Origin of the sequence: Phytopseudomonas argentinensis, from assembly GCF_900113905.1 — a bacterium.
GTDB lineage: Bacteria > Pseudomonadota > Gammaproteobacteria > Pseudomonadales > Pseudomonadaceae > Aquipseudomonas > Aquipseudomonas argentinensis.
In genome coordinates this window covers 670,356-695,864 of sequence record NZ_FORC01000001.1, presented here as the reverse complement: position 1 = coordinate 695,864, position 25,509 = coordinate 670,356, and the positions used below count along the sequence as shown (strand labels likewise).

The 25,509-nt window shown below is 66.0% G+C and carries 22 protein-coding genes; 14 read left to right on the top strand and 8 right to left on the bottom strand.

The window, feature by feature from the left end; translation table 11 throughout:
- Nucleotides 1-29 precede the first annotated feature (29 nt).
- The 3 genes from BM154_RS03195 to BM154_RS23680 all read right to left on the bottom strand — a co-directional run bounded on the left by BM154_RS03195 (nt 30) and on the right by BM154_RS23680 (nt 3,639).
- A complete protein-coding gene (locus tag BM154_RS03195) occupies nt 30-2,168 on the bottom strand; it encodes a methyl-accepting chemotaxis protein (RefSeq protein ID WP_074880905.1) in 2,139 nt (712 codons plus the stop codon).
- A 183-nt stretch (nt 2,169-2,351) separates the two neighbouring features.
- The gene (locus tag BM154_RS03190; RefSeq protein ID WP_074880903.1) at nt 2,352-3,410 is read right to left on the bottom strand and encodes an extracellular solute-binding protein; all 1,059 of its coding nucleotides are present in this window, start codon (nt 3,408-3,410) and stop codon (nt 2,352-2,354) included.
- Between the two features lie 4 nt (nt 3,411-3,414).
- On the bottom strand, nt 3,415-3,639 hold the full coding sequence (locus BM154_RS23680; protein ID WP_139225375.1) for a dihydrodipicolinate synthase family protein: 225 nt from the start codon (nt 3,637-3,639) through the stop codon (nt 3,415-3,417).
- 364 nt (nt 3,640-4,003) lie between these two features.
- Here BM154_RS23680 and BM154_RS03185 point away from each other — a divergent pair, with 364 nt between their 5' ends.
- The 3 genes from BM154_RS03185 to BM154_RS03175 all read left to right on the top strand — a co-directional run bounded on the left by BM154_RS03185 (nt 4,004) and on the right by BM154_RS03175 (nt 8,370).
- The gene (locus tag BM154_RS03185) at nt 4,004-5,455 is read left to right on the top strand and encodes an APC family permease (protein ID WP_074880900.1); all 1,452 of its coding nucleotides are present in this window, start codon (nt 4,004-4,006) and stop codon (nt 5,453-5,455) included.
- 72 nt (nt 5,456-5,527) lie between these two features.
- Nucleotides 5,528-6,949, top strand: coding sequence for an aldehyde dehydrogenase family protein (locus BM154_RS03180; protein WP_074880899.1), 1,422 nt, complete (start codon nt 5,528-5,530; stop codon nt 6,947-6,949).
- A gap of 77 nt (nt 6,950-7,026) precedes the next feature.
- Nucleotides 7,027-8,370, top strand: coding sequence for an alginate export family protein (locus tag BM154_RS03175; RefSeq protein ID WP_074880897.1), 1,344 nt, complete (start codon nt 7,027-7,029; stop codon nt 8,368-8,370).
- A 343-nt stretch (nt 8,371-8,713) separates the two neighbouring features.
- On the opposite strand, the gene BM154_RS03170 is transcribed toward BM154_RS03175, so the two are convergent.
- Nucleotides 8,714-9,490 carry an IclR family transcriptional regulator gene (locus BM154_RS03170; protein WP_074880895.1) on the bottom strand — a complete coding sequence of 259 codons (777 nt, stop codon included), beginning with the start codon at nt 9,488-9,490 and terminating at the stop codon, nt 8,714-8,716.
- Between the two features lie 258 nt (nt 9,491-9,748).
- On the opposite strand from BM154_RS03170, the gene BM154_RS03165 reads away from it, so the two are divergent.
- The 11 genes from BM154_RS03165 (at nt 9,749) to BM154_RS03115 (ending at nt 21,381) form a co-directional block, all read left to right on the top strand.
- Nucleotides 9,749-11,299, top strand: a complete 1,551-nt coding sequence (locus BM154_RS03165) for an acetolactate synthase large subunit (RefSeq protein ID WP_074880893.1) — start codon at nt 9,749-9,751, stop codon at nt 11,297-11,299.
- Nucleotides 11,300-11,302: 3 nt separating this feature from the next.
- Nucleotides 11,303-12,793 (top strand): aldehyde dehydrogenase family protein, encoded by a 1,491-nt coding sequence (locus BM154_RS03160; RefSeq protein WP_074880891.1) that lies wholly within the window; start codon nt 11,303-11,305, stop codon nt 12,791-12,793.
- Between the two features lie 25 nt (nt 12,794-12,818).
- The gene (locus tag BM154_RS03155; RefSeq protein WP_074880889.1) at nt 12,819-13,613 is read left to right on the top strand and encodes an SDR family NAD(P)-dependent oxidoreductase; all 795 of its coding nucleotides are present in this window, start codon (nt 12,819-12,821) and stop codon (nt 13,611-13,613) included.
- A gap of 10 nt (nt 13,614-13,623) precedes the next feature.
- Complete coding sequence (locus BM154_RS03150) at nt 13,624-14,661, top strand: WD40/YVTN/BNR-like repeat-containing protein (protein ID WP_074880888.1); 1,038 nt, start codon at nt 13,624-13,626, stop codon at nt 14,659-14,661.
- 10 nt (nt 14,662-14,671) lie between these two features.
- Entirely contained in the window at nt 14,672-15,121 is a 450-nt protein-coding gene (locus BM154_RS03145; RefSeq protein WP_027906094.1) for a VOC family protein, read from the top strand.
- A 15-nt stretch (nt 15,122-15,136) separates the two neighbouring features.
- The gene (locus tag BM154_RS03140; RefSeq protein ID WP_074880886.1) at nt 15,137-15,739 is read left to right on the top strand and encodes an amino acid synthesis family protein; all 603 of its coding nucleotides are present in this window, start codon (nt 15,137-15,139) and stop codon (nt 15,737-15,739) included.
- A gap of 27 nt (nt 15,740-15,766) precedes the next feature.
- A complete protein-coding gene (locus tag BM154_RS03135) occupies nt 15,767-16,603 on the top strand; it encodes an alpha/beta fold hydrolase (protein WP_074880885.1) in 837 nt (278 codons plus the stop codon).
- Between the two features lie 39 nt (nt 16,604-16,642).
- On the top strand, nt 16,643-18,247 hold the full coding sequence (locus BM154_RS03130; RefSeq protein WP_074880883.1) for a bifunctional 3-(3-hydroxy-phenyl)propionate/3-hydroxycinnamic acid hydroxylase: 1,605 nt from the start codon (nt 16,643-16,645) through the stop codon (nt 18,245-18,247).
- The gene (locus BM154_RS03125) at nt 18,244-19,026 is read left to right on the top strand and encodes a 2-keto-4-pentenoate hydratase (protein ID WP_074880881.1); all 783 of its coding nucleotides are present in this window, start codon (nt 18,244-18,246) and stop codon (nt 19,024-19,026) included. Before BM154_RS03130 ends, BM154_RS03125 begins: the two co-directional genes overlap by 4 nt.
- A gap of 142 nt (nt 19,027-19,168) precedes the next feature.
- Nucleotides 19,169-20,116, top strand: coding sequence for a helix-turn-helix domain-containing protein (locus BM154_RS03120; protein WP_074880879.1), 948 nt, complete (start codon nt 19,169-19,171; stop codon nt 20,114-20,116).
- A 32-nt stretch (nt 20,117-20,148) separates the two neighbouring features.
- Nucleotides 20,149-21,381, top strand: coding sequence for a Bcr/CflA family multidrug efflux MFS transporter (locus tag BM154_RS03115; protein WP_074880878.1), 1,233 nt, complete (start codon nt 20,149-20,151; stop codon nt 21,379-21,381).
- Between the two features lie 3 nt (nt 21,382-21,384).
- Here the strand turns inward: BM154_RS03115 and BM154_RS03110 are convergent, their stop codons facing one another.
- The 4 genes from BM154_RS03110 to BM154_RS03095 all read right to left on the bottom strand — a co-directional run bounded on the left by BM154_RS03110 (nt 21,385) and on the right by BM154_RS03095 (nt 25,506).
- Nucleotides 21,385-22,008, bottom strand: coding sequence for a LysE family translocator (locus tag BM154_RS03110; protein ID WP_074880876.1), 624 nt, complete (start codon nt 22,006-22,008; stop codon nt 21,385-21,387).
- Between the two features lie 336 nt (nt 22,009-22,344).
- Complete coding sequence (locus BM154_RS03105) at nt 22,345-22,689, bottom strand: YdbL family probable chaperone protein (protein ID WP_074880874.1); 345 nt, start codon at nt 22,687-22,689, stop codon at nt 22,345-22,347.
- A gap of 10 nt (nt 22,690-22,699) precedes the next feature.
- On the bottom strand, nt 22,700-22,891 hold the full coding sequence (locus BM154_RS03100) for a YnbE family lipoprotein (protein WP_013792254.1): 192 nt from the start codon (nt 22,889-22,891) through the stop codon (nt 22,700-22,702).
- Nucleotides 22,892-22,905: 14 nt separating this feature from the next.
- A complete protein-coding gene (locus BM154_RS03095; protein ID WP_074880872.1) occupies nt 22,906-25,506 on the bottom strand; it encodes an intermembrane phospholipid transport YdbH family protein in 2,601 nt (866 codons plus the stop codon).
- Nucleotides 25,507-25,509: the final 3 nt, after the last annotated feature.

Below are 25,509 nucleotides of genomic sequence, written 5' to 3'. Positions count from 1 at the left end.
GAGGGCGCTGATCGCCATCATGGGAGGCGCTACACCTTGAACTGATCCATCAGCTTCATTTGCTGGTTGGCCAGGGTGTTGAGCTGGCTGCTGACCTTCGCCGATTCGGTGGCCTGTTCGGTAAGGGTTTCGGTCACGCTGCGGATGGCGGCGACGTTGCGGTTGACCTCTTCGGCCACTGCGCTCTGTTGTTCCGCAGCGCTGGCGATCTGCAGGTTCATGTCGCTGATCACCGACACCGCGTCGCTGATCCGGCCCAGGGCCTGGGCGGCGTGCTGGATCTGCTCGACGTTGCCCTGCGCATGCTGCTGGCTGCTGTGCATGGTAGTGACCACGCCACGGGTGGCGCCCTGGATGCGTTCGATGACCTGGCGGATTTCCTCGACCGAATCCTGGGTGCGCCGGGCCAGATTGCGGACTTCGTCGGCGACTACTGCGAAACCGCGGCCGCTGTCGCCGGCGCGGGCTGCTTCGATGGCGGCGTTCAAGGCCAGCAGGTTGGTCTGCTCGGCGATGCTGCGAATCACTTCGAGCACCGAGCCGATCTGTTCGCTGTTGACCGCCAGGGCTTCGACCTCGGTCACTGCCTTGCTGATCTCATCGGCCAGGGTGCGAATGTCCTTGCTGCTGCGCTCGATGATGGTGCGGCTTTGCTGAGCCGATTCGTCGGCGCCAAGGGCGGCTTCGGCAGCCTTGGAGGCGCTGCTGGCGACTTCCTGGGCGGTGGCGCTCATTTCGTTGGACGCGGTGGCGACCTGATCGACTTCGCGGAACTGGATCTGCATGCCGTCGCTGGTCTGGCTGGCGATATGCGAAGACTGGTCGGCGGTGCTGCGCGCTTCGGTGATGCTCCGCTTGATCTGCGCGATGGTCGGCTGCAGCTTGTCGAGGAAGCGGTTGAACCAGCTCGCCAGCTCGCCCAGTTCGTCGCGCTTGTTATAGCGCAGGCGCTGGGTCAGGTCGCCTTCGCCGCTGGCAATGCCTTCGAGCATGCGGGCCACTTCGTTGATCGGCCGGGTGACGCCGGAGGCGGTCAGCCAGATCAACACCAGGCCCACCAGGCAAGCCACCAGCGCCACGGCCAGGGCCTTGAAGGTGCCGCTGGTCTGGGCCTGGTCGAGCAGGTTCTGCAGTTTTACCGCATCGGCCAGCAGGACCTTTTCGGGCAGGCCGATGGCCACGCCCCAGGGCTTGGTATCGGCGATGGGATTGACCGGGTAGACCGCGTGGATGAAGTCGCCCTGGCTGAACACGCTAGGCGTCTGGTTGCCCAGCGCGGCGAGTAGATTGCTGCCTTGTTCGCCCTGGGCTTCGCCGATGTTCTTGCCGATCTGCTTGTCGTCGGTGCTGTAGGCGGCCAGGGTGCCGCTTGGCGAGACGATCAGTACGCGACCGGCATTGTCGAACAGGCCGCGCTGGGCTTCGCTGGCAGCGGCCTGCAGGGCGGCTAGCTCGAGGTCGACCCCCACTGTGGCAATCACCTTGTCGCCGTCCATCAACGGAATCGACAGCGAAGTCATCATGAACCGGACGCCTTCCAGGGTATCGGCATAGGGCTCCAGCAGGCAGGCGCTCTTGCGCTCACGGGGGCAGGTATACCAGCTGTTGTAGGGCGTGCCGCTGATGCTCAGCTCGGTTTTGCCGAGGTCGCTTTCGGTGATCACGATGTTCACCTGTTGCGCTGTGCTGCGCGTCCAGCCACTGGAGAACCGGCCGCGTTCGTTGGAGCCATGGGCAAGGTCGTCGACGAATTCGGCATCGCGGCCATCCAGCGCATTGGGTTCGAACACCACCCAGACGCCCAGCACCTTGGTGTTGCGCTCGAAGACGGTCCTGACGCTCTGATTGAGCGCCGCGCGCAGCTCGCTGGCCGGCATGCCGACGCTGGTGGCCAGGGCGCGCAGGTCATTGACCTGGTCGGCCAGGCTCTGGGTCACCAGCAGGTTCTCGTTGAAGGTGCGTTGCAGCCTCACCGCCTGTTCGGCCGCCTGGGCCTCAAGCAGGCGCTCGACACTGGCGGTGAGCATCTGCTTGCTCGATGCACGGGTCAGCTGGTTGTTCTCGGCGCTCTGGTAGAGGTTCATGCCCACGATCAGGGCTGTCACACCCAGCAGGCACAGACCGGATAGCAGAACGATTTTCAGCCGGATGGACATCGAATTGAACATGGCGCTCTCTCTTGTTTTTAGCCGCAGTGCAGCAGGGTCTGCTGACTGCACTGCGCGGTGGAATACTGGTTCTATCGGCGCAAGGAGTTCTTCGTGGGGTACGGGTGTTGGAAATGGCGTCGCCAGGCATTCGCCGGTGCTGTCATCTAGGCACGGCCCAAGTTGCCTAGCAGCGTCATGGCGTCATTGGCGAGCCGCCTTGAGTTTCTGCCAGGTGCCATGGAGGGCCACCTTCTGGGCATCGCTCAGGGACTCCAGCAGGTAGCTGCCGCGCCGCTGGGCGGCGCTCATCACCTGCATCGGGTGCGCCTTGGCAAAGCCCTGCATGATCGGCGAGTCGCTCGGCAGTGGCGCGTAGAAGCGCGTGGCGCGAGCATTACGCACGGCGTTATCCGGGGCGATCATGAAGTCGATGAAGCGGTAGGCCAGCGCCGGGTTGGGCGCGTTGGCGGGGATGGCCAGGGTGTCGATGTACATCGCCGCGCCCTCGTCAGGGATCAGGTAGCTCAGCGCCGGGTTCTTCTCGATGGCCATCAGGGCATGGCCACTCCAGCTCATGGCCAGGCACAGCCGCCCCGTGGCCAGGGCGTCGATATAGCTCCAGTTGTTCAGCTCGGCGAACCGCGGCATCAGCGGCTCGAGCGGCTGCAGAGCCTTGCTGATCTGCCGCGGGCTGCTGACCGCCGGGTTGCGGCCCTTGTAGTTGAGCATCAGCGAGGACACTTCCTGGGGCGCGTCGGGCAGGCTCACACCGCAAGCGAACAGGCGCGCCACCTGCTGAGGCTCGAACAGCAGGCTCCAGCTCGACGGCAGTGGCCCCTGATAGGCGGCCTGAGCCTTGGCCCTGTCCACCGCGATACCGACCGAGCCCCACAGGTAGGGCACCACATGCTGCGTGGTTGCCTGCTGGCCGGCGAGCATCGACAGCAGCCAGGGGTCGAGTTGCTTGTAATGGGCCAGGCGGGCGGTGTCCAGCGTTGCCAGCTTGTCGCTGCTGATCAGCTCCTTGAGCATGAAGTGCGACGGCACGATCACGTCATAGGCCGTGCCTGACTGCATGGCCTGCATCAGTTCCTCGGCGGTGGTGAAGCCCTGATACTCGACGCGGATGCCGGTGCTCTGTTGAAAGTCCTCGATTACCGCCGGGTCGAAGTAGTCCTGCCAGCTCAGAAAGCGCAGCACAGGTTGGGCATGAGCGCTGTTGCAGGTGAGCAGGGCGAGAAGGCAGAGCAGGGCTTTCATGGCATCACTCCCGGGAGATCGCGGCGATGCAGCCACTGCTGCCGGCGAACACCGGGATCTCGCCCTGGATCCGTTCCACCACCCGCCGTATCAGGCTGCTGTGTTCGTCGAAGTCCAGGCCGGCGATTTCCCCCGGTGGGCCGGCAACCAGCAGCGCAGCCACCGCCCTCGTGCAGGTGAAGGTCGACCAGCCCGGCCAGGCCGCGGAGATCCACTTCGCCCGCGGCATCCATGGGGCGTGACGATGGCCGCAATGCGTCCCGGATCATGCTCGAGCCCTCGCAGGCCTATTGTTCTTATGGTGGGGCCGGGGCGGCGTGTCGTCACCGCTGTCCCCTCTGGGGGCGATGCTAGAAGCGCGCACCCCGCCGGCGTTATCCCAAATCGGCAGCCTCACGCCATGGCGCTATATGGCCGTGATCCATGTTGGCTACGGGGCGTTTTTTTGGCTGCCAATTTGGGCTAACACAGCGCAGGGGAACGGCCTAGGATCGATTTCGTCAGCGCATAACAACAGCGTTTCGGTCGGCCAGGCGGGCGCGTCGCCTTCTTCCGGCCCCTGAGCAACTGCCTCATAAAATAAGGTCAAGAGAATGAGCGTATCCATGAGTCCGCCCGCCGGCTCGAACGAGCTGCGGCGTGGCGCCCTGAGTGTCGGTTTCATCATCTTCTTCGTGGTCTCGGCAGCCAGTCCGCTGAGCGTGCTGGCCGGCGGTTTCCCGATCGGCATCATGCTCGGCAGCGGCGCCGGCACCCCGGCGCTGCTGGTGCTGGCCCTGCTGGTGCTGCTGTCGTTCGCGGTGGGTTACACCACCATGGCGCGGCATGTGACCAATGCCGGCGGTTTCTACGCCTTCTCCTCGCGGGGCCTGGGTGGGCTGGCGGGTGGGGCGGCCGGGGTGCTGGCGATGTTCGCCTACAACATCCTGCAGGTCGGCCTGTACGGCATGTTCGGCGGCGTGGTGGCCGGCACCATGTCCAGCGTGTTCGCCATCGACCTGCCGTGGTGGGCGTATTCGCTGCTGGCCATGGCCAGCGTGGCGATCCTCGGCTACCGCAATATCGACCTGTCGGCGCGGGTGCTGTCGTTGATCGTGATCGCCGAATACCTGGCGATCCTGGTGCTGGACATCGCCATCCTGCGCAGCGGTGGCGACAGCGGGGTGAATTTCGATTCCTTCAAGGCCGAGCACGTGTTCAGCGGCAATCCGTCGATCGGCCTGCTGTTCTGCTTCGCTGCATTCATCGGCTTCGAGGCGACCACCATCTACGGTGAAGAGGCGAAGAACCCGCAGCGTGCCATCCCCATCGCCACCTATGTGTCGGTGCTGCTGATCGGCTGCTTCTACGCCCTCTCGATCTGGTCGATGGTCATCGGCGTGGGCACCGACAAGATCGTGCCGACCCTGCAGGCGCTGACCGATCCGACCACCTTCATCTACGGCCTGTCCGACCATTACGTCGGCCCCCAGCTGACCCAGGTGATCCGCGTGCTGTTCGTGGTCAGCATCTACGCCGGCCTGCTGGCCTTCCACAACTCGGCGGCGCGCTACTTCTACGCCATCGGCCGTGACGGCATGCTGCCCAAGTCCCTGGGCCTGACCCACCGCATTCACCAGAGCCCGCACATGGGCTCGGCCCTGCAGAGCCTGATCGCCGCGGTGGTGGTGCTGATCTTCGCGGTGATGGAAGCCGACCCGATCCTGCAGCTGTTCGCCTGGTTCTCCAGCCTGGCCACGCTGTGCCTGCTGCTGCTGATGGCGCTGACCTCGGCGGCGGTGCTGATGTACTTCAAGCGCAACCCGCAATTGCAGCTGGGCGTGCTGCGGCGCCTGATCCTGCCGGCGTTCTCCTGCGTGGCCTTGAGCATCGTGCTGGTGATCGCGGTGATCCACTTCGATGTGTTGACCGGCTCCAGCAAGGCGATCTCCTACGCGCTCTGTGCAGTGATTCCGGCGGCCCTGATCGGCGGTGTGCTGCTGGCCATGCGCCTGCGCCGCAAATCGCCGGAATGCTTCGCCAAGCTGGGCAGCCACAAGCTGTAAGCACCGCCTTCCTATCATCGACACGAAACCCACCGTGCAGCGCTGCTGGCGGTGGTGCACGGGAGCTTTTCCATGAACGACTATCGCATGCTGATCGACGGTGCCCGCGTAGCGGGCGAGGGTGGCCACTTCGAGGTGCTCAACCCGGCCACCGAAACCGCCGTCGCCCAGTGCACGGCCGGCTCCCTGGCCCAGCTTGACCTGGCCGTGGCAGCGGCCCGCAGGGCGTTCGCCGGCTGGCAGCTGACAGGCCACGCCGAGCGCAGCGCCTGCCTGCAGCACATCGCCGATGCCATCGAGCAGGACGCCGAGCGCCTGGCACGGCTGATCGTCCGCGAGCAGGGCAAGCCGCTGGCGCTGGCATTTTCCGAGGTCATGGGCGGTGTCGCCTGGACCCGCTACGCGGCCGCCCAGGAAATTCCCGTCGAGCTGATCGAGGACAACGCCACCCAGCGCGTCGAACTGCACCGCAAACCGCTGGGCGTGGTGGCCTCGATCACGCCGTGGAACTGGCCGTTCATGATCGCCATCTGGCACATCATGCCGGCGCTGCGGGCGGGCAACTGCGTGATCAGCAAGCCGTCGAGCCTGACCCCGCTGAGCACCATCGCCCTGGTCGAGATCATCGCCCGGCACGTGCCCAACGGGGTGATCAACATCATCACCGGTGAGCGCGGCTTCGGCAGTGCGATTTCCAGCCACCCGGGCATCGACAAGATCGTCTTCACCGGCTCCACGGCAACCGGCCAGCGGGTCATGCAGGCGGCGGCCGGCAACCTCAAGCGTCTGACTCTGGAGCTGGGCGGCAACGATGCGGCCATCGTGCTGCCCGGCACCGCGGTCGAGGAAACGGCCGAGGCGATCTTCCAGGCCGCGTTCCTCAACATGGGCCAGACCTGCGCGGCGCTCAAGCGCCTGTATGTGCACGAGTCGCAGCAGCAGGCATTCGCCGACGCGCTGGTGGCCATCGCCGGGCGCCAGGTGATCGGCGACGGCCTGGAGGAGGGCGTGACCTTCGGCCCGGTGCAGAACAGCGAGCAACTGGCGCTGGTCACCGAGCTGGTGGAGGACGCCCGCGGCAAGGGCGCCCGGGTGCTGTGTGGTGGCGAGCGCCTGGCGCGCCCGGGGTTCTTCTACCCGCCGACCATCGTCAGCGGCGTGAACAACGGTGACCGCCTGGTGGACGAGGAACAGTTCGGCCCGGTGCTGCCCGTGATCGCCTACCGCGATGTCGAGGAGGTGCTACGCGCCGCCAACGACAGCGACATGGGCCTGGGCGGTTCGGTCTGGGGGCCGGATGCCGAGCAGGCGCTGGCGGTCGCCAAGCGCCTGGAGAGTGGTGTGGCCTGGGTCAACTGCCATGCGCAGATCCAGCCGAATACGCCGTTCGGCGGCAGCAAGATGTCCGGTTTCGGGGTCGAGTTCGGCCTCGAGGGGCTGCTCGAGTTCACCGGCCAGCAATTGCTCTACGTGCGCAAGCCGGGGGCGGCGTGACGCACCCGCGCGGCCCCCGGATCCAGTCGATTCAACGCCAACAACAATAATGCAAGCGAAGTGAAAGGAGCATCACCATGGAGCATCGCAACCGGGTCATCGGCCTTTGCAGCGGCGGCCTGGCCCTGAGCCTGGCCTTCGGGTTGGCGGCGCCAGCGGGTGCCGTGGAGCTGTACAGCGACGAAGACACCCACCTCAACGCCGACGTACTGGCCGTGTTGGGCATGATGAACAGCCGCAAGAACTACGACGGCACCCGCGGCGGCTCGACCTGGCGCGAGGGGTTCATCAAGTACGGCTTGAGCGGCGATCAGGGGCTGGCGGGTGCAGGCACCGCCTATGGCGCCTTCAGCCTGGTCAGCTCGGCGACCTGGGGCGATGGCGACGCCGGCGGCAATACCGATGGCTCCGAGCGCACCACCAAGATCGAGGAGGCCTACCTGGGTTGGCGCTCCGGCGACCTGTTTCCGGCCCTCGGCCAGGATGGCGTGGATTTCTCCGCCGGGCGCCAGGTGATCAAGCTGGGGCGCGGCTTCCTGATCAATGACGACGGCACCAACCTGGGCAACGGCCCCCAGGGGCCGAACGGCGGCAGCCTCAACCGCGGTGGCGCCTATTACGCCGCTGCGCGGCATGCCTTCGACCGTACTGCGGTGTTGCGCCTCGGTGGCCAGGAGGGCGTGCATGGCTCGGTGCTGTGGCTCAAGTCCGACAACCGCGTGCAGGCCGAGACCGAGCTGGCCGCCGGTACCCTGGACTACACCACCGACGCCGGCACCCTGGGCCTGACCTGGATCCATGGCCTGGACGTCAATAAACGCTGGGCCAACCCGATCCAGGCGCAGCGCGACAACATGAACCTGTACAGCATCCGTGGCGAAGGCAGCGCCGGCATCGACAATGCCAACTTCGCCTTCGAATATGCCTGGCAGGACGTCGATACCGGCGTGGAGAAAGGCTGGTACGCCGAGGCCGGTTACACCTTTGCCGATGCGCCCTGGGCGCCGAGCCTGACCTACCGCTACACGCGTTTCTCGGGCGGTTGGGATTCGCTGTTCACCGGCCTCAGCACCGGCTATGGCACCTGGTTCCAGGGCGAGGTGGCGGCCAACTATGCGGGCCCGTTCAACACCAACACCGGTATTCACCACGTGGGGTTGAAAGCCACGCCGATGGAAGGGCTGACCCTGGGCGCGCTGTACTTCGACTTCAGCACGCTGCACGACCGCGACACCATCAACCGCGACGCGCGCGAGCTCGACCTGTATGCCGAATGGGCGGTCAACGACCACCTGACCCTCTCGCCGCTGGTGGGCCTGTATCAGCCGAAGAAGAGTTCGGACAACGGTGGTATCGGCAGCCAGGTTGGCGGCAATGGCACCAACGTCTACAGCCAGCTGATGGTCATCGTGCCGTTCTAAGGACCTGTTCACGATCCCTCTAGGCATGGCGACGGGTAGCTAAAAGGCAGGAGCGGACGGTCGTGTTGCGATTTCAAACCTGCTCATATTGGTGGGCTGAAGCGGATCGCCGCCCGGCCCACCCTATGAGGCCGGCACGATCTGTAGGGTGGGCTTTAGCCCACCACTGCAAATGGCCGCTTTCGCCGCGTTGCAGCCAAATAGCTAAAGCCCAGCATGAAGATCGTGAACGATGCGCCACCCCAGCGGCGTTCACCTGACCCTCTTGGCGGCCTGCTCCACGCACTTGGTCGCACGACTGCCCGCTCGCGGGCAGTCGGTTTTTCCTTTCCCGCAATGACTTTCAGTCGCGTGCTTCAACCGTCGGTATCGAACGCTGCGCGTGCATGTTCTGGGCTATTTGCCTGGTGGTTTCGATCAGCATGTCGAGTACCGTCTCCTGGCGCAGCAGCCGGAAATTGGCCGTGGTGCCCACCGCCGAAATACTGCCTACCACCTCCTTCTCGTCGGCGCTGACGATTGGCGCGGCGATACCGGTGTGCCCGGTGTTGAGCTCGTCGTGGGTGATGCTGTAGCCATCCTTGCGGATTTTCTTGGCCATCCGCGCGAACTCCGACCAGCTGCAGGTGCTGTACGGGTTGCTTGGGTCGCGGGCGATCTCTTCATGGAGTTTCTGCAGGCGTTTGCCTTTCTGCGAGGCGACCAGCACCTTGGACTGCGCACCGCGAAACAGCGGCAGCGGGTGGCCGCGGCCGAAGGCGAAGTGCGAGGCGTCGTGGGATTCGGTGATGTAGGTGTTGATGATATGGCCGTCGTAGAACACGCTGGCGAACACCGCCAGGCCGGTCTTGTCGGCCAGCTCGTGCATCAGCTCGCGGCCGGCGCTGAGGATCGGGTCGTACTGGCGCATCATCCAGTCCAGCTCGATGATCCGCGGCCCCAGGCCGTAGCTGCCGGCGCCGACTCTCGTCAGCAGGCCGGCGTCGCAAAGGTCCTTCACGTAGCGGTACACGGTGGCCCTGGAGAGGCCCATGCGCGCGGCGATGGTCTCCGGGTCCACCTGCAGCTGCTCGGGGCCGAACAGGTCCAGCACACCCAGGGTCTTGCTCAAGCTGCTCATGTCACTCCTCGTGCAGCGGCTGCGTGCCGCCTTCCATTTGCCCAGTCTATCCGTTCAGCACCCTGAACAGCGGTGTGCCCAGGTGCGCGAAACGCGCAGGCGCGGGCAGAGAATCTCGCAGTCTGATATTTGATTGTCAAATTACCCTTAAAAATCTCATTTGTCTCGTATTTTGAGTAAAACAACAAAAATCACTTGTTGGGTTTTTTGTTTGATGGAATAAATCTCAAAACAAAAGATGCCTGCGAGGCCAGACGAATGAATGGTGCCGAATTACTGATCGAGGCCGCTGCCGCCAGCGGAGTCGAATACTGCTTTGCCAACCCTGGAACCACCGAGATTCCCCTGGTGGCGGCCATTGCAAAGCACCCTGCGCTGACGCTCAAACCCGTGCTGTCGCTGTTCGAGGGCGTATGTACCGGCGCCGCCGACGGTTACGGGCGCATCGCCGGCAAGCCGGCCATGACCCTGACCCACCTCGGCCCGGGCTTTGCCAACGGCATTGCAAATCTGCACAACGCCCGTCGCGGCAACACGCCGATCGTCAACGTGATTGGCGATCACGCCTCGTGGCACGTCAACTACGATCCACCCCTGGCCAGCGACATCGAAGCCCTGGCCGGTGCGGTATCCGGTTGGGTACGCACCTCGCGCAGCGCCGAGCGGGTGGGTGAGGATTTCCAGAGCGCCGTGCAGGCCGCCTGGCAGCCGCGCGGGCAGATCGCCAGCCTGATCCTGCCGATGGACCTGCAGGCCAATGCGGTGTCGGCTGCTGCCGCACGTTTCGCACCACTGCAGGCGCCGGTTCGCCGCCTGGCCGGTGACAAGGTCGAGCAGGTGGTGGCCGCCCTCAAGGCTGGCAAGCGCCTGGTGTTCATCGTCGGCGACAGCGGGCTGTCGGCCCAGGGGCTGGAGGCAGCTGGCCGCCTGGCTCAGCTGCCGGGCGTGCGCCTGTTCGCCGAAACCTTCCCGCGGGTCAGCCATCGCGGTGGCGGCCTGCCGGATCTCGACCGCCTGCCGTACTTCCCGGAAGTGGCCATCGAGATTCTCGACCAGTACGACCTGGTGGTGTGCGCCGGTGTGCCGGAGCCGATCAGCTACTTCGGCTACGAAGGCATCGCCTCGCGCCTGGCCGAGCGTGACCGCCTGTTGTCGCTGGCCGAGGTTGGTGACGATGTGGTCGGCGCCATCAGTGCGGTGGCCGATGCCCTGCAGGCGCCGGCTCACGTGCCTGCAGCACAAGGCATCGAGATGCCGCCGGCGGACGACGCACTGTCGCCGCAATCCATCGGCCGGGTGCTGTCCGCGGCGCTGACTCACGACTGCATCGTGTCCATCGAGGGCGGCACCTGCGGCTACCCGTTCTTCACCGCTTCGGCCGGTGCGGCGCGCCACCGGGTGCTGACCAACACTGGCGGCGCCATCGGCCAGGGCATTCCGGCCGGCTTCGGTGCAGCCCTGGCCGAGCGCGGCAACACGGTGTTCTGCCTGCAATCGGACGGCAGCGCCCAGTACACCATCCAGACGCTGTGGAGCATCGCCCGCGAGCAGCTGCCGGTGATCATCCTGATCGCCGCCAACCACCGCTACGCGATCCTGCAGAACGAGCTGCGCCGCTACGGCGTGACCGACTTCGGCCCGCAGGCTCTGGCCCTCACCGAGCTGGACCGCCCGCGGGTGGACTGGAAGGCCCTGGCCAAAGGCTACGGCGTACCGGCCAGCAGCGTGCGCACCAACCTCGAACTGCGTCAGGCCCTGGCGAGTGCCATCGCCAGTGCGGCGCCCTGCCTGATCGAAATGGAGCTCTGAGCCATGAGCGAGATTCAACTGCTACCCGCCGTCCGTGAGTTTCTTGCCACACCCAAGCGCCTGCTCATCGGCGGCCAGTGGGTGGACGCCGCCAGCGGCAAGCGCTTCGGCGTCGAAAACCCGGCCACCGCCACCAGGCTGTGCGAAGTCGCCGAGGGCGAGGAGGCCGATGTCGACGCTGCCGTCGCCGCCGCCCGTGCCGCCTTCGAAGGCCCGTGGCGCTGGGAAACCCCGGCCCGGCGTGGCTACCTGCTGTTCCGCCTGGCCGAGCTGATCGACGCCCACCGCGAGGAGCTGGCGCAACTGATCACCCTGGAGAACGGCAAGACCATCGCCGCCGCCCGTGGTGAAGCCACTGCTGCTGCCAACATCGTGCGCTACTTCGCCGGCTGGCCGACCAAGATCGAAGGCAGCACGCTGCCGGTATCGCCGGCCAGCGGCGCGCCGATGCTCAACTACACCCTGCGCGAGCCGGTGGGCGTGTGCGCCTTGATCGTGCCGTGGAATTTCCCGCTGAACATGTGCGTGTGGAAGCTCGGCCCGGCCCTGGCCACCGGCTGCACCGCGGTGCTCAAGCCCGCCGAGCAGACGCCGCTGGTGGCCGTGCGCCTGGTGCAACTGATCGAAGAGGCAGGCTTTCCCGCTGGCGTGGTCAACCTGCTCACCGGTTTCGGCGCCCGTACCGGTGCGCCGCTGTCCCAGCACGCCGATGTCGACAAGATCGCCTTCACCGGCTCGACCCAGGTCGGCCGGCTGATCGCCCAGGCTGCTACCAGCAACATGAAGAAGGTGTCCCTGGAGCTGGGCGGCAAGTCGCCGAACATCATCCTGCCGGACGCCGACATCGTGCGCGCTGCCAAGGGCGCTGCCGACGGCATCTTCTACAACCAGGGCCAGGTGTGCACCGCCGCCTCGCGCCTGTACGTGCATGAATCGGTGCTCGACCAGGTACTCGAGGAGCTGCGCAAGCACGCCGCCGCCCACGTCATCGGCTCCGGGCTGGACAGCCGCAGCACCCTCGGGCCGCTGGTTTCCGAGCGCCAGCTGAGCACCGTGAGCGGTTACCTGCAGCGCGGCGTGCAGGACGGCGCCGAGCTGATCTGCGGCGGCAAACGCCCGGCGCATCTGGAACAAGGCCACTTCATCGAACCCACGGTGTTCTTCGACCGCGCCGAGCAGGCCTGCGTGGCCCGTGAGGAAATCTTCGGCCCGGTGCTCACCGTGATGAGCTGGACGGATGTCGACGAACTCGCCCAGCGCGCCAACGACTCGCCTTACGGCCTGGCCGCCGGCCTGTGGACCCGCGACCTGCGCTCGGCGCATCGACTGGCGGCGCAGCTCAAGGCCGGCTCGGTATGGATCAACTGTTGGAACGTGGTCGACCCGGCCTCGCCCTTCGGTGGCTACAAGCAGTCCGGCTGGGGCCGGGAAATGAGCAAGAACGTGATCGACGCCTACACCGAGACCAAAAGCGTCTACGTCGATCTCGCCTGACCACACGCTAACAGGAGGAACAATCATGGATCTGCAACTGCAAGACCGCGTCGCCATCGTTACCGGCGGCGGCATGGGCATCGGCAAAGAAGTCGCGCGTTTCCTGTCCGAAGAGGGCTGCAAGGTGGTCATCTGTGCGCGCCGCATGGAGTTCCTGCGCGCCGCCGCCGAGGAAATCAGCGCGCAAACCGGCAATGAAGTGCTGCCGCTGTTCTGCGACACCAATGACATGCAGGCCGTGTCGACCATGGTGCAGCAGGCCAAGGATCACTTCGGCCGTATCGACATCCTGGTCAACGGCGCCGCCGCGCCATCCGGCGTGGTGCGCAACGACATCGAGCACGCCGGCGATGACGAGCTGTTGTCGGACCTCAACACCAAGGTGATCGGCTACTTCCGCTGCGCCAAGGCGGTGACGCCGCACATGAAGGCCGCCGGCTTCGGTCGCATCATCAACATCGGCGGCCTCACCGGGCGTGGCAGCAAGGTGCTGTCGGGCATGCGCAACCTGGCCATCAGCCACATGACCAAGACCCTGTCCGACCAGCTCGGCCCGTCGGGCATCACCGTCAACCTGATCCACCCCGGCGTGGTCGACACCCCGCACATCCACGAGCTGTACGAGCGTGAAGGCGTCAAGCAGGGCAAGACCCCGCAGCAGGTCGAGCAGGCCTATATCGACTCCACGCCGATCCGCCGCACCCTGCAGCCGATCGAAATGGGCTGGTTGATCGGCTTCCTGGCATCCCCCAAAGCGGCCGCCGTTACCGGTGAATCCATCGGTATCGATGGCGGCCTGACCCGCGGCATCTTCATCTGAGGAGGCAATCATGAGCAACGGAACCCTGTTGGTGGCCACCGTCGGCCAGGCGGTGATCCGCAGCGCCGATGACGGCAAGACCTGGCATCGCCTGGGCCTTGGCCAGGACATCGAGTTCGACGCCATCACCCGCTCGCTGAGCGTCAGCCCGCAAGCGCCGGAAGTGATCTACGCCGGCACCGATGTCGGCCTCTGCGTGAGTCACGACACCGGCGGCAAGTGGACGCGCGTCGACTCGCCGTTCAACGGCGAAACCGTGTGGAAGGTGGCGGTCGACCCCAAGGACGCCAAACGCATCTTCGTCGGCACCGGCGCGCCATCGCGGGCCGTGCTGTGGCGCACCCTGGATGCCGGCGCCAGCTGGTACCGCGTGCCGGTGGAGATTCCCGAGTTCTGCGAGGGCGTCAGCAAGCCACGCCTGCTGGCCTTCGCCTACGACCCGACCGACCGCAACCAGGTGTGGTTCGGCCTGGAAGAGGGCGGCCTGTTCCATAGCCGCGATGGCGGCGAAACCTTCACCCGCCTCGATGACCGCCTGCTGTGGGACTACAACTCCGATGTGCACAACATCGTGGTGCTGCCCAACCACGGCAAGAAGGTCATCGTGGTGGTCTGCGTCAACGCCGTGTATCGCAGCTTCGACGAGGGCGCGACCTGGACCGGGATCATCGGCGCCGAAGCCTTTGGCCTGTATTACGTGCGCGTGCTCAATGCACCGGTGGGCAGCGAAGACACCCTGTACCTGAGCATTTCCGATGGCACCCCGGGCACCACCAGCAAGGTGCTGGTCTCCCGCGACGCGGCCGCCACCTGGGAAGTGCTGCCGCTTTCGCAGCAGCCCAACTCCTGCGTCTGGGCCATCGCCTTCAACCCGGCCAACCCGCTGCAGATCGTCGCCGGCACCAAGTACGGCCACCTGTTCACCTCGGTGAACGGCGGCAACGGCTGGCAGAAGCAGTGGCGCGAATTCAGCGAGATCGCCGACGTGCTGTGGACGCCTGCGGTGGCGCAGATCAAGGCCGGGCACACGTCCGTCATCAAGAAGTGAGGGCCACGCGATGAAGATCGACATCCTGCGCACCCATATTTCGCTGTTCGTCACCGACCCGGACGCCTCGGCGCTCTGGTACGCCGATGTGCTGGGCATGCATGAAAGTGCCCGCGGCGAGGCCTGGGTGATGATGGCGTTCGGCAGCAAGCACCACGACATCGCGCTGATCAAGGCCGAGCCCGGTGCCCATCAGGGCGGCCTGGGCCTGCAGCACTACGGGCTGGAAGTGGCCGGAGACATGACCACCCTGCGCGAGCTGTACGGCATGTTGCTGAGCAAGGGCGTGGAGATCGTCAAGATCACCGACCACGAGATCGGCAACGGCCTGTACTTCCACGACCCGGACGGCAACCGCCTGGAATTCTTCTTCGAAACCGAACACGACGACGCGCTGGCCAAGGCGCGTTTCAAGGCGGCCGGGGCACCGAGCCGCAACTTCACCGTCGACCCCCTCTGAGCAAGGAACATGCAGATGAAAGCCAAGAATTTCGCCAGCTACCACATCCGCAAGTGGTACAGCTTCACCGAGGAAACCCATGCCAACGAAACCGGCAAACTGGCCGATGGCGAGCCGCTGTTCAAGTACGTGATCGCCGCGGCCATCCACAACCCCTATGCCGGGCGCTTCAGCGAGAGCCTCGATGAGCTGATCAACGATTCGCCGCTGCTGGGCCAGGAATTCGGCCGACGTATCAACGAACTGGTTGCCGGCCGCACCGTGATCAGCTACGGCAAGGCCTGCCTGGTGGGTAGCGCCAGCGAGTACGAGCACGGCAACGCCTTCCTGACCAACCCGGCCGCCGACCCGATCCGCGTCGCCCTGGGTGGTGGCAAATCGTGGGTGCCGTCGACCGGCAAGCGCGGCGCGCCGGGGGTGACCATCGACATTCCGCTGGCCCACAAGGATGCCCTCTACGTGCGCTCGCACTACGACACCGTGTCGGCCTCCTTTGGTGACGGCCCGGCACCGGACGAAGTGATCATCATCTGGGCCTTTGCCACCCGCGGGCGCCTGCATGCCCGTCTGGGCGGCCTGACCGCCGACGCCATCAAGGGCGATAACGGTCTGACCTGATCACGCCACGCTGGCCGGAGAACCGCCATGTCCACCAGTCACTTTTTCCATAACCGCTCGATGCTGCCGCTGCATTTTCTGCAGTGGGGCCAGCTGGACGCCACGCCGGTGATCCTGCTGCACGGCCTGCGCGCCTATGCGCAGACCTGGCAGTCGCTGGCCGAGTCCCTGGGCGACGAGTTCTGCTGCTATGCCCTCGACCAACGCGGACGCGGGCTGAGTGACTGGGCCGACAGCCGCACCTACCGCACCGAGCACTATGTGCGCGACCTGGAAGACCTGGTCGAGTACCTGCATCTCGGACGCTTCATGCTGGTCGGTCATTCCCTGGGCGGCGCCAATGCCCTGGAGTACGCCCGCCAGCATCCCGGGCGGCTGTCGGCCCTGGTGGTCGAGGACATCGGCCCGGGCTCGTCGAGCATGGGCGATGGGGCGGCGCGCATCCGCCGCGAGATGCAGGAAACACCGCTGTACTTTCCGGACTGGGAGCACGCGCGTGCCTTCTGGCAGCGCTCGCGCCCAGGCCTGTCGGCTGAGGGCCTGGCCTCGCGGCTGGCCCATTCGATGAAGCAAACCGAACAGGGCATCACCTGGCGCCATGACCAGCAGGGCATTGCCGAGGCGCGCCTGAGCATCACCCCGACCGATCTGTGGCCGGCGGTGCATGCACTGGACTGCCCGACGCTGTTCATTCGCGGTGGGCGCTCGGACTTCCTGCCCCTGCAAACCCTCGGCGCGCTGGAAAACGCCAACCGCAACATCGAGACGACCGTGATCGCCGACGCCAGCCACTACGTGCATGACGACCAGAGTGCGCTGTTCAACCAGGTCGTCGGCGACTACCTGCGGGCGCATCGCGCCTAGCCCGATCTACACCGAAACCTACAAGAAACAGGTGAAAGCATGAAACGCGAGACGACTCAGGTAGTCATCGTCGGCGGCGGCCCGAATGGTATCGCCATGGCCCACTACATGGGCCATCACGGCATCGAGTGCGTGGTGCTGGAGTTGGCCGAGGGCATCCTCCCGTACCCGCGTGCGGTGGGCATGGATGATGAGGCGCTGCGTGTGCTGCAGGGCATCGGCATCGCCGACATCGCCATCCGCGACATGATCTGCGACGTGCCGCTGCGCTACTACAACGCCCGTGGCGTGTGCTTCGCCGAGGTCAAACCGACGGTCGCCGAGTATGGCTGGCCGATGCGCAACATCTTCATGCAGCAGCTGCTCGAAGGCACCCTGCGTGAAGCGCTGCCGCGCCACACCAGCGTCGACCTGCGCCTGGGCCACGAGATGCTCGACCTCAGCCAGAACGAGGAGGGCGTGACCCTGCAGGTCAAGGGCGCCGATGGCGAACCCTACGAGCTGCACGCGCAATACGTGGTCGGCGCCGACGGCGGGCGTTCCTGCGTGCGCAAGAAGCTCGGTATCGAATTGCTGGGCATGACCCATCCGCGCAAGTGGGTGGTGGTCGATGTCACCAACGACTCCCTCGACGCCCCTTACACCGCGCTGCATGCCGACCCCGAGCGGCCGTTCGTGTGCATCTACCTGCCGTACCGCCAGCGCCGTTGGGAGTTCATGCTCAAGGAGGGCGAGGACGAGGCGAAGATGTGCGAGGAAGCCACCATTCGCAGACTGATTCGCGGGCATATCGGCGATGCGGTGGACGCGCTGGAGATCGTGCGCATCCGCGCCTACACCCACAACTCACGGGTGGCGGCACGCTTCGTCGAAGGGCGGGTGGCACTGGTCGGCGACGCCGCGCACATCTCACCGCCCTGGGCAGGCCAGGGCCTGAACTCAGGGCTGCGTGACGTCGCCAACCTGGCCTGGAAACTGGTCGCCGTGCTCAAGGGCCGCGCCGCGCCAGAGATCATCGCCAGCTACGACATCGAGCGCCGTGGCCACGCCACCGATCTGATCGGCCTGGCCGACAACATGGGCGCCGTGCTGGGCCTGACCAACCCGCTGATGGCGGGCGTGCGCGACTGGCTGTTCCAGGCAGTGAATACCGTCGACAACCTGCGCTCGCACCTTCTGGAGTTCAAGTTCAAACCCAAGGCCACCATCATCAAGGGGCTGGTCTACCACGAGCGCGAAGAGCTGCGCGAAGGCGATCTGGTCGGCCAGCTGTTCGTGCAGCCCTGTGTCGAAGATGCCGAGCGCAACAAGCGCCGACTCGACGAGGTGCTTGGCGATTCCTATGCGGTACTCGGTTACCGGGTCAACCCGACGGCCGAGCTCAGCGATGCGACCAAGGCCTACTGGGCGCGCTGGAACACCCGGTTCATCCAGGTCAACCGGTCGCGCAGTGGCAGCCGTAACCAGCCGCTCAGTGCTGACGGGGTGATCAGCGTGGAAGACGTCGATAACAAGCTCGGCAACTGGTTTGCCAAGGTGCGTGACTGCGTGGTGATCGTGCGGCCGGACCGTTTCGTCGCCGCGATCACCACGCCCGAGCGCCTGGAAAGCGTGCTGGCCAAGTTGCAGGGGCAGTTGTCATGAGCCAGGCCAATCTGGCCCAGCGCCTGTTGCAGGCCGAGCGCGAGCGCGTGGCATTGCCCAGGGAGCAGGGCGACGGCCTGGGCCTGGCTGCGGGCTATGAGCTGCAGCGCCTCGGCGTGCTGGTGCGCGAGGCGCGCCATGAGCGCCTGAGCGGCTGGAAGGTGGCCTTCGCCGGTACCGCAGCGCAGCGCCGCTTTGGCCTCAGCGAGCCGGTGTATGGCGCGCTGACCGACGCCATGGCGGTTGCCGAGGGCCAGACGGTCGACCTGGCCGGGTTGATCCAACCCAAGCTGGAAATCGAACTGGCAGTGGTAATGGGCCAGGATCTCAATCCCGGTTTCTACAGCGATGAGGAGTTGCTCGCGGCCATCGGCGAGGTGGCCGCCGCCTTCGAGATCGCCGATTGCCGCTGGCAAGGCTGGAGCTTCGAGGCGGGTGCCTTCGTGGCCGATAACTCGGCTGCTGCAGCCTATTGCCTGTCCGCCGGGCAACCCTTCGATGCGCGCCGTCATGCCCAGGTGGAGTATCGCCTGATGCATGACGGCCATGCGCTGGGCGGCGGGGTCAGCAGCCCGGGCGAGGAGTCGCCGCTGAGCAACGCCTGCTGGCTGATCCGCCGGCTGCTGGCCGACGGGCATCGGCTGGCTGCCGGGCAGGTGATCCTGTCGGGCGCCCTGCTGCCGCCGGTCGCCATCGAGCCGGGATGCTATCGGCTGAGCATGCTTGGCATGGAGTTGGCTTTGCAGTTTCAGGCGAGTCAGGGATCAGAGTCGCTGTAGTGGCATATAGCCTGATTTGAGCGGTGTACAAAAAAAACAAAGGCGGCCGGGAAGGGGGAAGCGCGCGTTTCGCTACAGCGCCTTTCACCGCCAGAGCCGCGTGTGGCGAAGCGTTACAGACAAGCCGTGGAGTGCAGCCATCATGTTTGCAGAAGTCCGATCGTTCAACGACCCACAACAGCACGCCGGCTCGATTCTCGGCTGGCGCCAGGTATACGACCAGCTCGGCCGTGGCAGCCTGAGCACGCAGTTGCAGCAAGTCTCGTCCGAGCGCTTCCAGATCTTCCAGGAAGTGCTCGACAAGCGTGTGGTGCAGCACGGCCACGCCCCCAAGGGGCGTCTGTGCCTGGCCCTGGTGCTCAGCTCGGCCTGCGCGCCAGTGGTGCAGAAACACGAGGTGGGTGCCCATAGCGTGGTGCTGTTGCGTGACGGCGAGGAGTTCCTGCTGCACGCCCCGGAGGGCACGCACTTCTTCGCCGTGACGGTGGACACCGTGCGCTTTGCCAGGCTTGCGGCCCTGGAACTGCCTCAGCAGCAGCTCGACCTGCTCAAGAGCGCCTCGCAGATCGACGTACCGGACGCCGCGCTCAAACGCTTCCAGCAACAGGTGTATCCGATGTTCCAGCACCTGCTGCAAGCCTCTGCTGGAATCAGCACGGCCGCCGAGCGGCTGCTCGAGGATGGGCTGATCGACGCGCTGCTGGATCTGTTTGGCAGTGCCCGGAGCGAATGCCGCGGGCGCCATGGCAACCTGGCGGTCAGCTCCTACCTGGTGAAGAAGAGCCAGGAGCTGGCCCTCGACTGCGTCGATGAGCCACTGAGCGTACTGGACCTGTGCGAGCGCCTGCGCGTCAGCCGCCGAACCCTGCAGAACAGCTTTCAGGTGGTGGCCGGCATTCCGCCGGTGGAATACCTGCGCAACCTGCGCCTCAACGCGGTGCGCCGACGCCTGGCCAGCACCACGACCGGGGCCTGTGGGGTGGGCGAAGCGGCGGCGCAGATGGGCTTCTATCACCTGAGCCACTTCTCGCGCAATTACCGCGGCCTGTTTGGCGAGTACCCGTCCGAAACCCGCCGGGCAGCCGGCTGACCGACCCCTTTTCGCCCACCGAGATCGTTCGAATGCCTTCGCAAACCCGGCCACGCTGGCTCGTGTGGCTGCTGGCCACGCTCGCCGCCTTTTCACCGTTGTCCATCGACACCTACCTGCCGAGCCTGCCGGATATCGCTCGGGAACTCGGCACCCGGGATGCCCAGGTGCAACTGACCATCGGCGTGTTCCTCGCCGGGCTGTGTTCGGGCATGCTGCTGTACGGGCCGCTGTCGGATCGCTACGGGCGGCGCCGGCTGCTGCTGGGCAGCCTGGTGCTGTACATCGTCGCGTCGGTGGGCTGCATCTGGGTGGCGAGCGTCGAGCAACTGATCGTGCTGCGCTTCCTGCAGGCGGTCGGCGGCGCCGGAGCGCTGGTGCTGGCTAGGACCGTGGTGCGTGATCTGTATCCGCTGAGCGAGGCGGCGCGGGTGCTGTCGCTGATGCATGTGATCGCCATGGTCGCCACGCTGCTGGCGCCTATCCTGGGCACTTATCTGGTGCTGCTCGGCAGCTGGCGCATCATCTTCGTCATGCTGTCGCTGCTCGGCACCGGCTGCCTGGTGGCGGTCGCGATAGCCCTGCAGGAGAGCTTGCCGGCTGAGGCACGCACCCGCTCGGTACTGGCCTCGTTTCGCCATTACGGCACCGTGCTGCGCGACCCCTTGGCGCTTTGCTACATCCTTGCCATGGGCCTGTCGGTGGGCGGCATGTTCGCCTTCATCACCGCCTCGCCGTTTCTGTTCATCCACCACTTCGGCTTTTCGCCGCGGTCCTTCAGCCTGCTGTTCGGGCTGAACATCGGCGGCATCATCCTGGCGACCGTCATCAATGCCCGCCTGGTTCGCCGTGTCGGCCCCTTGCAGATGCTCGGTTTCGGCAGCCTTGTCGCCGCCTGTGCCGGGGCACTGTTGATCGTCATCGGTCTGACGGGCTGGGGGCAGCCGTTTTCCATCACCGGCGGCGTGCTGCTGTTCATGGGCATCAGCGGCATGATCGGCTCCAACTGCATCGCCAGCCTGATGGGCCTGTTTCCCGGCAATGCCGGGGCTGCCGTGGGCCTGGCTATCTCCCTGCAATTCGCCTGCGGGGCGCTGTTCAGCTGGCTGGTCAGCGTATTGGCCGATGGCACGGCGCGGCCCATGTGCCTGGTGATCGGCTTCGCCGGCCTGGGCAGCCTGGCGTGCTATCGGGCCATCCGCCATCTGCTCGGCAAGCCGCCGCGCGCCAGCCTGTACCGGGCATTGAACGGCGAAGGACGCTGATCCTCAGCTCGCCAGCAACATGACCAGCATGGCTGCCGCCAGGGTGATCAGCACCAGGCCCGAGAGCCGCTCAAGCAGCGGCAGGGCGCGCTGGAAGCCGCCCAGCAGGCGACCGTTGCCGATGGCCAGCGCCACCAGCAGGTCCCAGCCGAGCACCACGGCAAACATCCAGAGGCCATAGAACGCCTTCCAGCCGGCGCTGCTCTGGGCGCCGAGCATGCTCGCCAGGCTGACGTAGAACAGTGCGTTCTTGGGGTTGAGGATGCCGGACAGAAATCCCATGCCGGCTGCCTGCAGCCAGGAGGCGCGCGCGCCTGGCGCCGCCTCGCCCGGGGTTTGCAGCACACTGCTGCCGGCATGGCGAATGAACAGTACGCCCAGGTACAGCAGGTACAGGCAGCCGACCAGTTGCAGGGTGATGAACGGCCAGCTGCCTGGCTGCAGCACCGACACCCCGGTAAACGCTGCGACGATAAACACCCCGTTGGCCAGGGCGATGCCCAGGCAGGCGCCGCTGGCGACTCGCCAACCCGCCGCCAGGGAGGTGCGGGCGACCAGGAAGAAATCCGGGCCGGGGGAAATCAGCGCCAGGAAGTGGGCGGCGGCAATGATCAGAAACTGCTGCATGGCGGGCATCGCTTGTCGAGAGAAGATGCCCGGCAGTCTGCCGCCGTGTGGGCGAGCGGTATTGAAGGAAATTGTCAGCCGTCAGGCCAGCACCGAAATGGCATCCGCAGGCGGCCGTGCCCTTGGGGATGCCAGGCTGGGCAGCACTGGCAAGGCCTGATCGAGACGCCGCCGATTGGTGCCGGGCTGGATGGGGTGCAGGCTGTACGGTTGGACGAAGCCTCAGGCGCGCCTGGCAACGGCGTGCAGCGCGGGGCAGCGCTGGCGAGGGGTCCGGCGGTGTTGGCGGGGGCGGTCAGGCAACGCCAGCAGGGAGCCTGCGGGCGTTGCTGGCAGTCACTTGCGGCGCCACTGGCCCTGCAACTGGATGTACTGGCCAGGCGGGGTCTTGTCGAGGGCCTTCTGACCGGCAATGGTTTCCACGTCGCTGAGCTGGATGCCGTTCTGCTGGGCCAGTTTCTGGTACTCGGCACGGCGGGCGGCGTTGATCTGCTTGGCGATTTCCTCGGCCTGGCCGCCGGACTTCACCACGCCCAGGTAGCCATTGGGCATTTCACCGAGCTGGCCGCTGGCCTTGGCATCGCCCAGGGCGGACATCGCCTCGTTGAGGCTCAGGGCATGGGCCGGCAGGCTCAGGCTGAACAGCAGCAACAGGCCGGCGAAGGGTTTGATCAGGTTCATGCGTGGCTCCTCAGAACAGTCCGCTGGATTCACTGAACATGCTGTCCAGCGCCTTATCCACCTTGATATAGATCTCGTGCTCGATCTTCACATTCAGGTTGATGTTGATCGGCTCGTTGGGCATCGCCAGTTGTACCGTGGGGGTACAGGCTGTGGTCAGTAGCCCCAGCAGCAGGGCGGTGATGCAACTACGCAAGCGCATGGCGCTTCTCCTCGTCAAGGCTCCTTGGGTGCGGTATTGCGCTGCAGCATTCGCTGCTGCACGCGCCGCGTGATGATGTCGTTGACCCGGTCGGTCAGCTGCAGGCTGGCGAGCAGGTTGGGGATGTCTTCCTCCAGGTTGATGTTGAAATGAATCGGCCGGCCGTTTTCGATGGCCGGGTTCTGGCCTTCCAGGCGCATCCCCAGGGTCAGTGTGCCGTGCTGATCATAGTCGACCGAGCTGTTCAGGGTGGTGAACCTGAAGTCCTCCAGGGACTGGGTTACCAGCTGCATCGCCGGGTTGCTGCGACCCAGGGCCTTGATCCGCTCCGAGCTGAACTGCAGGTAGCCGCCGGGTTGGCGGGCGGCGATATGACCGTTTTCGATCGCCACGCCGTGCTGGCCCAGGTCCACTGGCAGGTCGCCGTCCAGGGTGCCGCTGCCGGCCAGGCCTTCGGCCGGGTAGAGGGCAAACAACTGCTGGAGTTCCAGGCCGCGGATCTGGATTGGAAACCGTTGATTACCGGCGGCCAGATTCCATTGCCCCGGGGTGAGGGTGACCTGGGCACCCATCAGGGCGGTGCGCGCCAGATTCACCTCCAGTTGCCCCTGGCCGGCGCTGGCCAGGGGCGCAGCGTAGCGTACGCGCGCTTCCAGCGGGCCGATCGGCAGGCCGGGGTTGGCCTGCTGGATCTTCAGCTGCTGGACATACAGCTCGAAGCGCTGGCGCGCCAGCTGGAACTGCAAGAGGGTGTCCACGCCGCTGAGTTCCGTGCGGTCGTAGATGCCACCCAGGCCCTTGCCGGTCAGGTTCAGGTCGAGGCTCGGTGCGCTGCTGCCGGCGGCCAGCGCCAGGTTGGCACTGGCATTCAGGCGGCCGTTGTTGAGGTCGAGCAGCTCCGGCCACTGCACTAGGGTCTTGGCCAGCGGGTTGCCGGAGCGCAGGAACAGCTCGCCAAGGGTCGCCTTGAGCTGCAGGTTCTGTCGGGCGTCCAGGCCCGCATCCAGGTCCAATTGCAGCGCGCTGTCGTTACTGAGCTTGCCGAGCAGGGTGCCGGCCATGTCGGCGGCAACCACCCGGCCCTGCAAACGCCAGCCCTGGGGCTTGAGATTGGCCTGCTGCAAGCGTGTGGTGCTCAGGTTCAGCGGCCCCTGGAACTGCCAGCCATGCGGTTCGCCATCCTGCAGCGCCAGCCTCAGGGTGCTGCCGGCAATACCGAGCTGCACCGCCTGCGCGCTCAGCTCGACGCCTTTGAGGCCAGCCGCCCGCAGCTGAGAGCCTTGACCGAAACTGAGCTCGATTGCATTGCCATCGGCATGGCCGGCCAGCCTGAGGTCGCTGCTCAGCTCGGCGGCCTGCCAGCCGGCCTGGTTCAGCCTGGGCGTGTGGGTGGTCAGGCCCAGGTCGGCGAACTGCACCGCCCAGGGCGGCGAACTCGCCACCGCCAGGCGGCCCTGCAGGTCCAGACGGGTAGCGCCGCGCAGCGCAGCCGTGACCCGCAGGGGCAGGCTGCGTGCGGCCAAATCAGGGCGCAGGTCGGCCAATGGTGTATCCGCCTGCACCTGCAGGTGCAGGGACTCGCTGCGCAGCTGCGCGGGTAGCGCCGCCAGCCACTGCGGGTGGGGTTCGCTAAAGTGCAGGTCGGCCTCGACGTGGCGGGCGATCCACCCTTGGCCTTCATTGTGGGCCGCCAGGGCCAGTTGCCCCCGAAGCAGGCCTACACCGGGAACCGGCCAGGGCTCTGGCAGGTTGCCTTGCACATCGAGCTGGCCACGCGCCGCCAGCAGGTTGTCCACCGCCAGTTCGCGGCGCGGCAGGCTCAGTTGCCAGGTAGCTTCCAGGCTGGCATCGCCTGGGGCTGCCGGCCACCGGGTGCCTTCCGCCACAGCCCAGTCACTCAGCCAGCTCTGCAGGATCGCGGCCTGGTTAAGGGCATTGGCGTCGAGCTGGCCGGCCCAGCTCAGGCCATCGCCGCGTTGTTGCAAGTGGCTGGTGAGGCTCGCCTGGGGCTGTTGATCCACCGCCAGGGTCAGCGTCAGGTCGAGAGCGTCGTGGCCGGGCGCCAGCGCGAGTGCTGCACTCACCAGGTGCTCCTGGTGATCGAGGTTCAGGCGCAGCGCAATGCGCTCATCCTCGCTGCGCTGCAGATCCAGGCTGCCGGTGGCACGGCATTGCCCGCGGGCGCAAGGCAGGGAAGCGTCGAGGTGCGCGATCGTCAGGCTGCGCGGCATCAGCGCCAGCGGCGCCGCCAGTTGTTGCAGATCCAGGTCGCTCGGCAATGGGGAGGCGTGATCGTCTTTTGGGGTCGGCTGCCACGCGACCGACAAACGGTCGATATCCATATGCCGCCAGAACGGCAGACTGAAAGCGAAGTCGCGCCAGGCCAGGTCGACGTCCGCACCCTGCAGATCCAGGACGCCGGCATCGCTGCGTTGGCGCAGCACCAGGCTGTCGAGACGCAGGCCCGCACTCGAGAGTGAGGCGCCGCGCCAGTCGAGGGTTTCGACGCCGCTGCGCTGCAACAGGTAGCGGCCACCCAGATAAACGGCGACCACCAGCATCAGCAATAGTGCGAGTGTGACGGACAGTCGCAGCCAGATGCGGCGGCTGAGCATGGG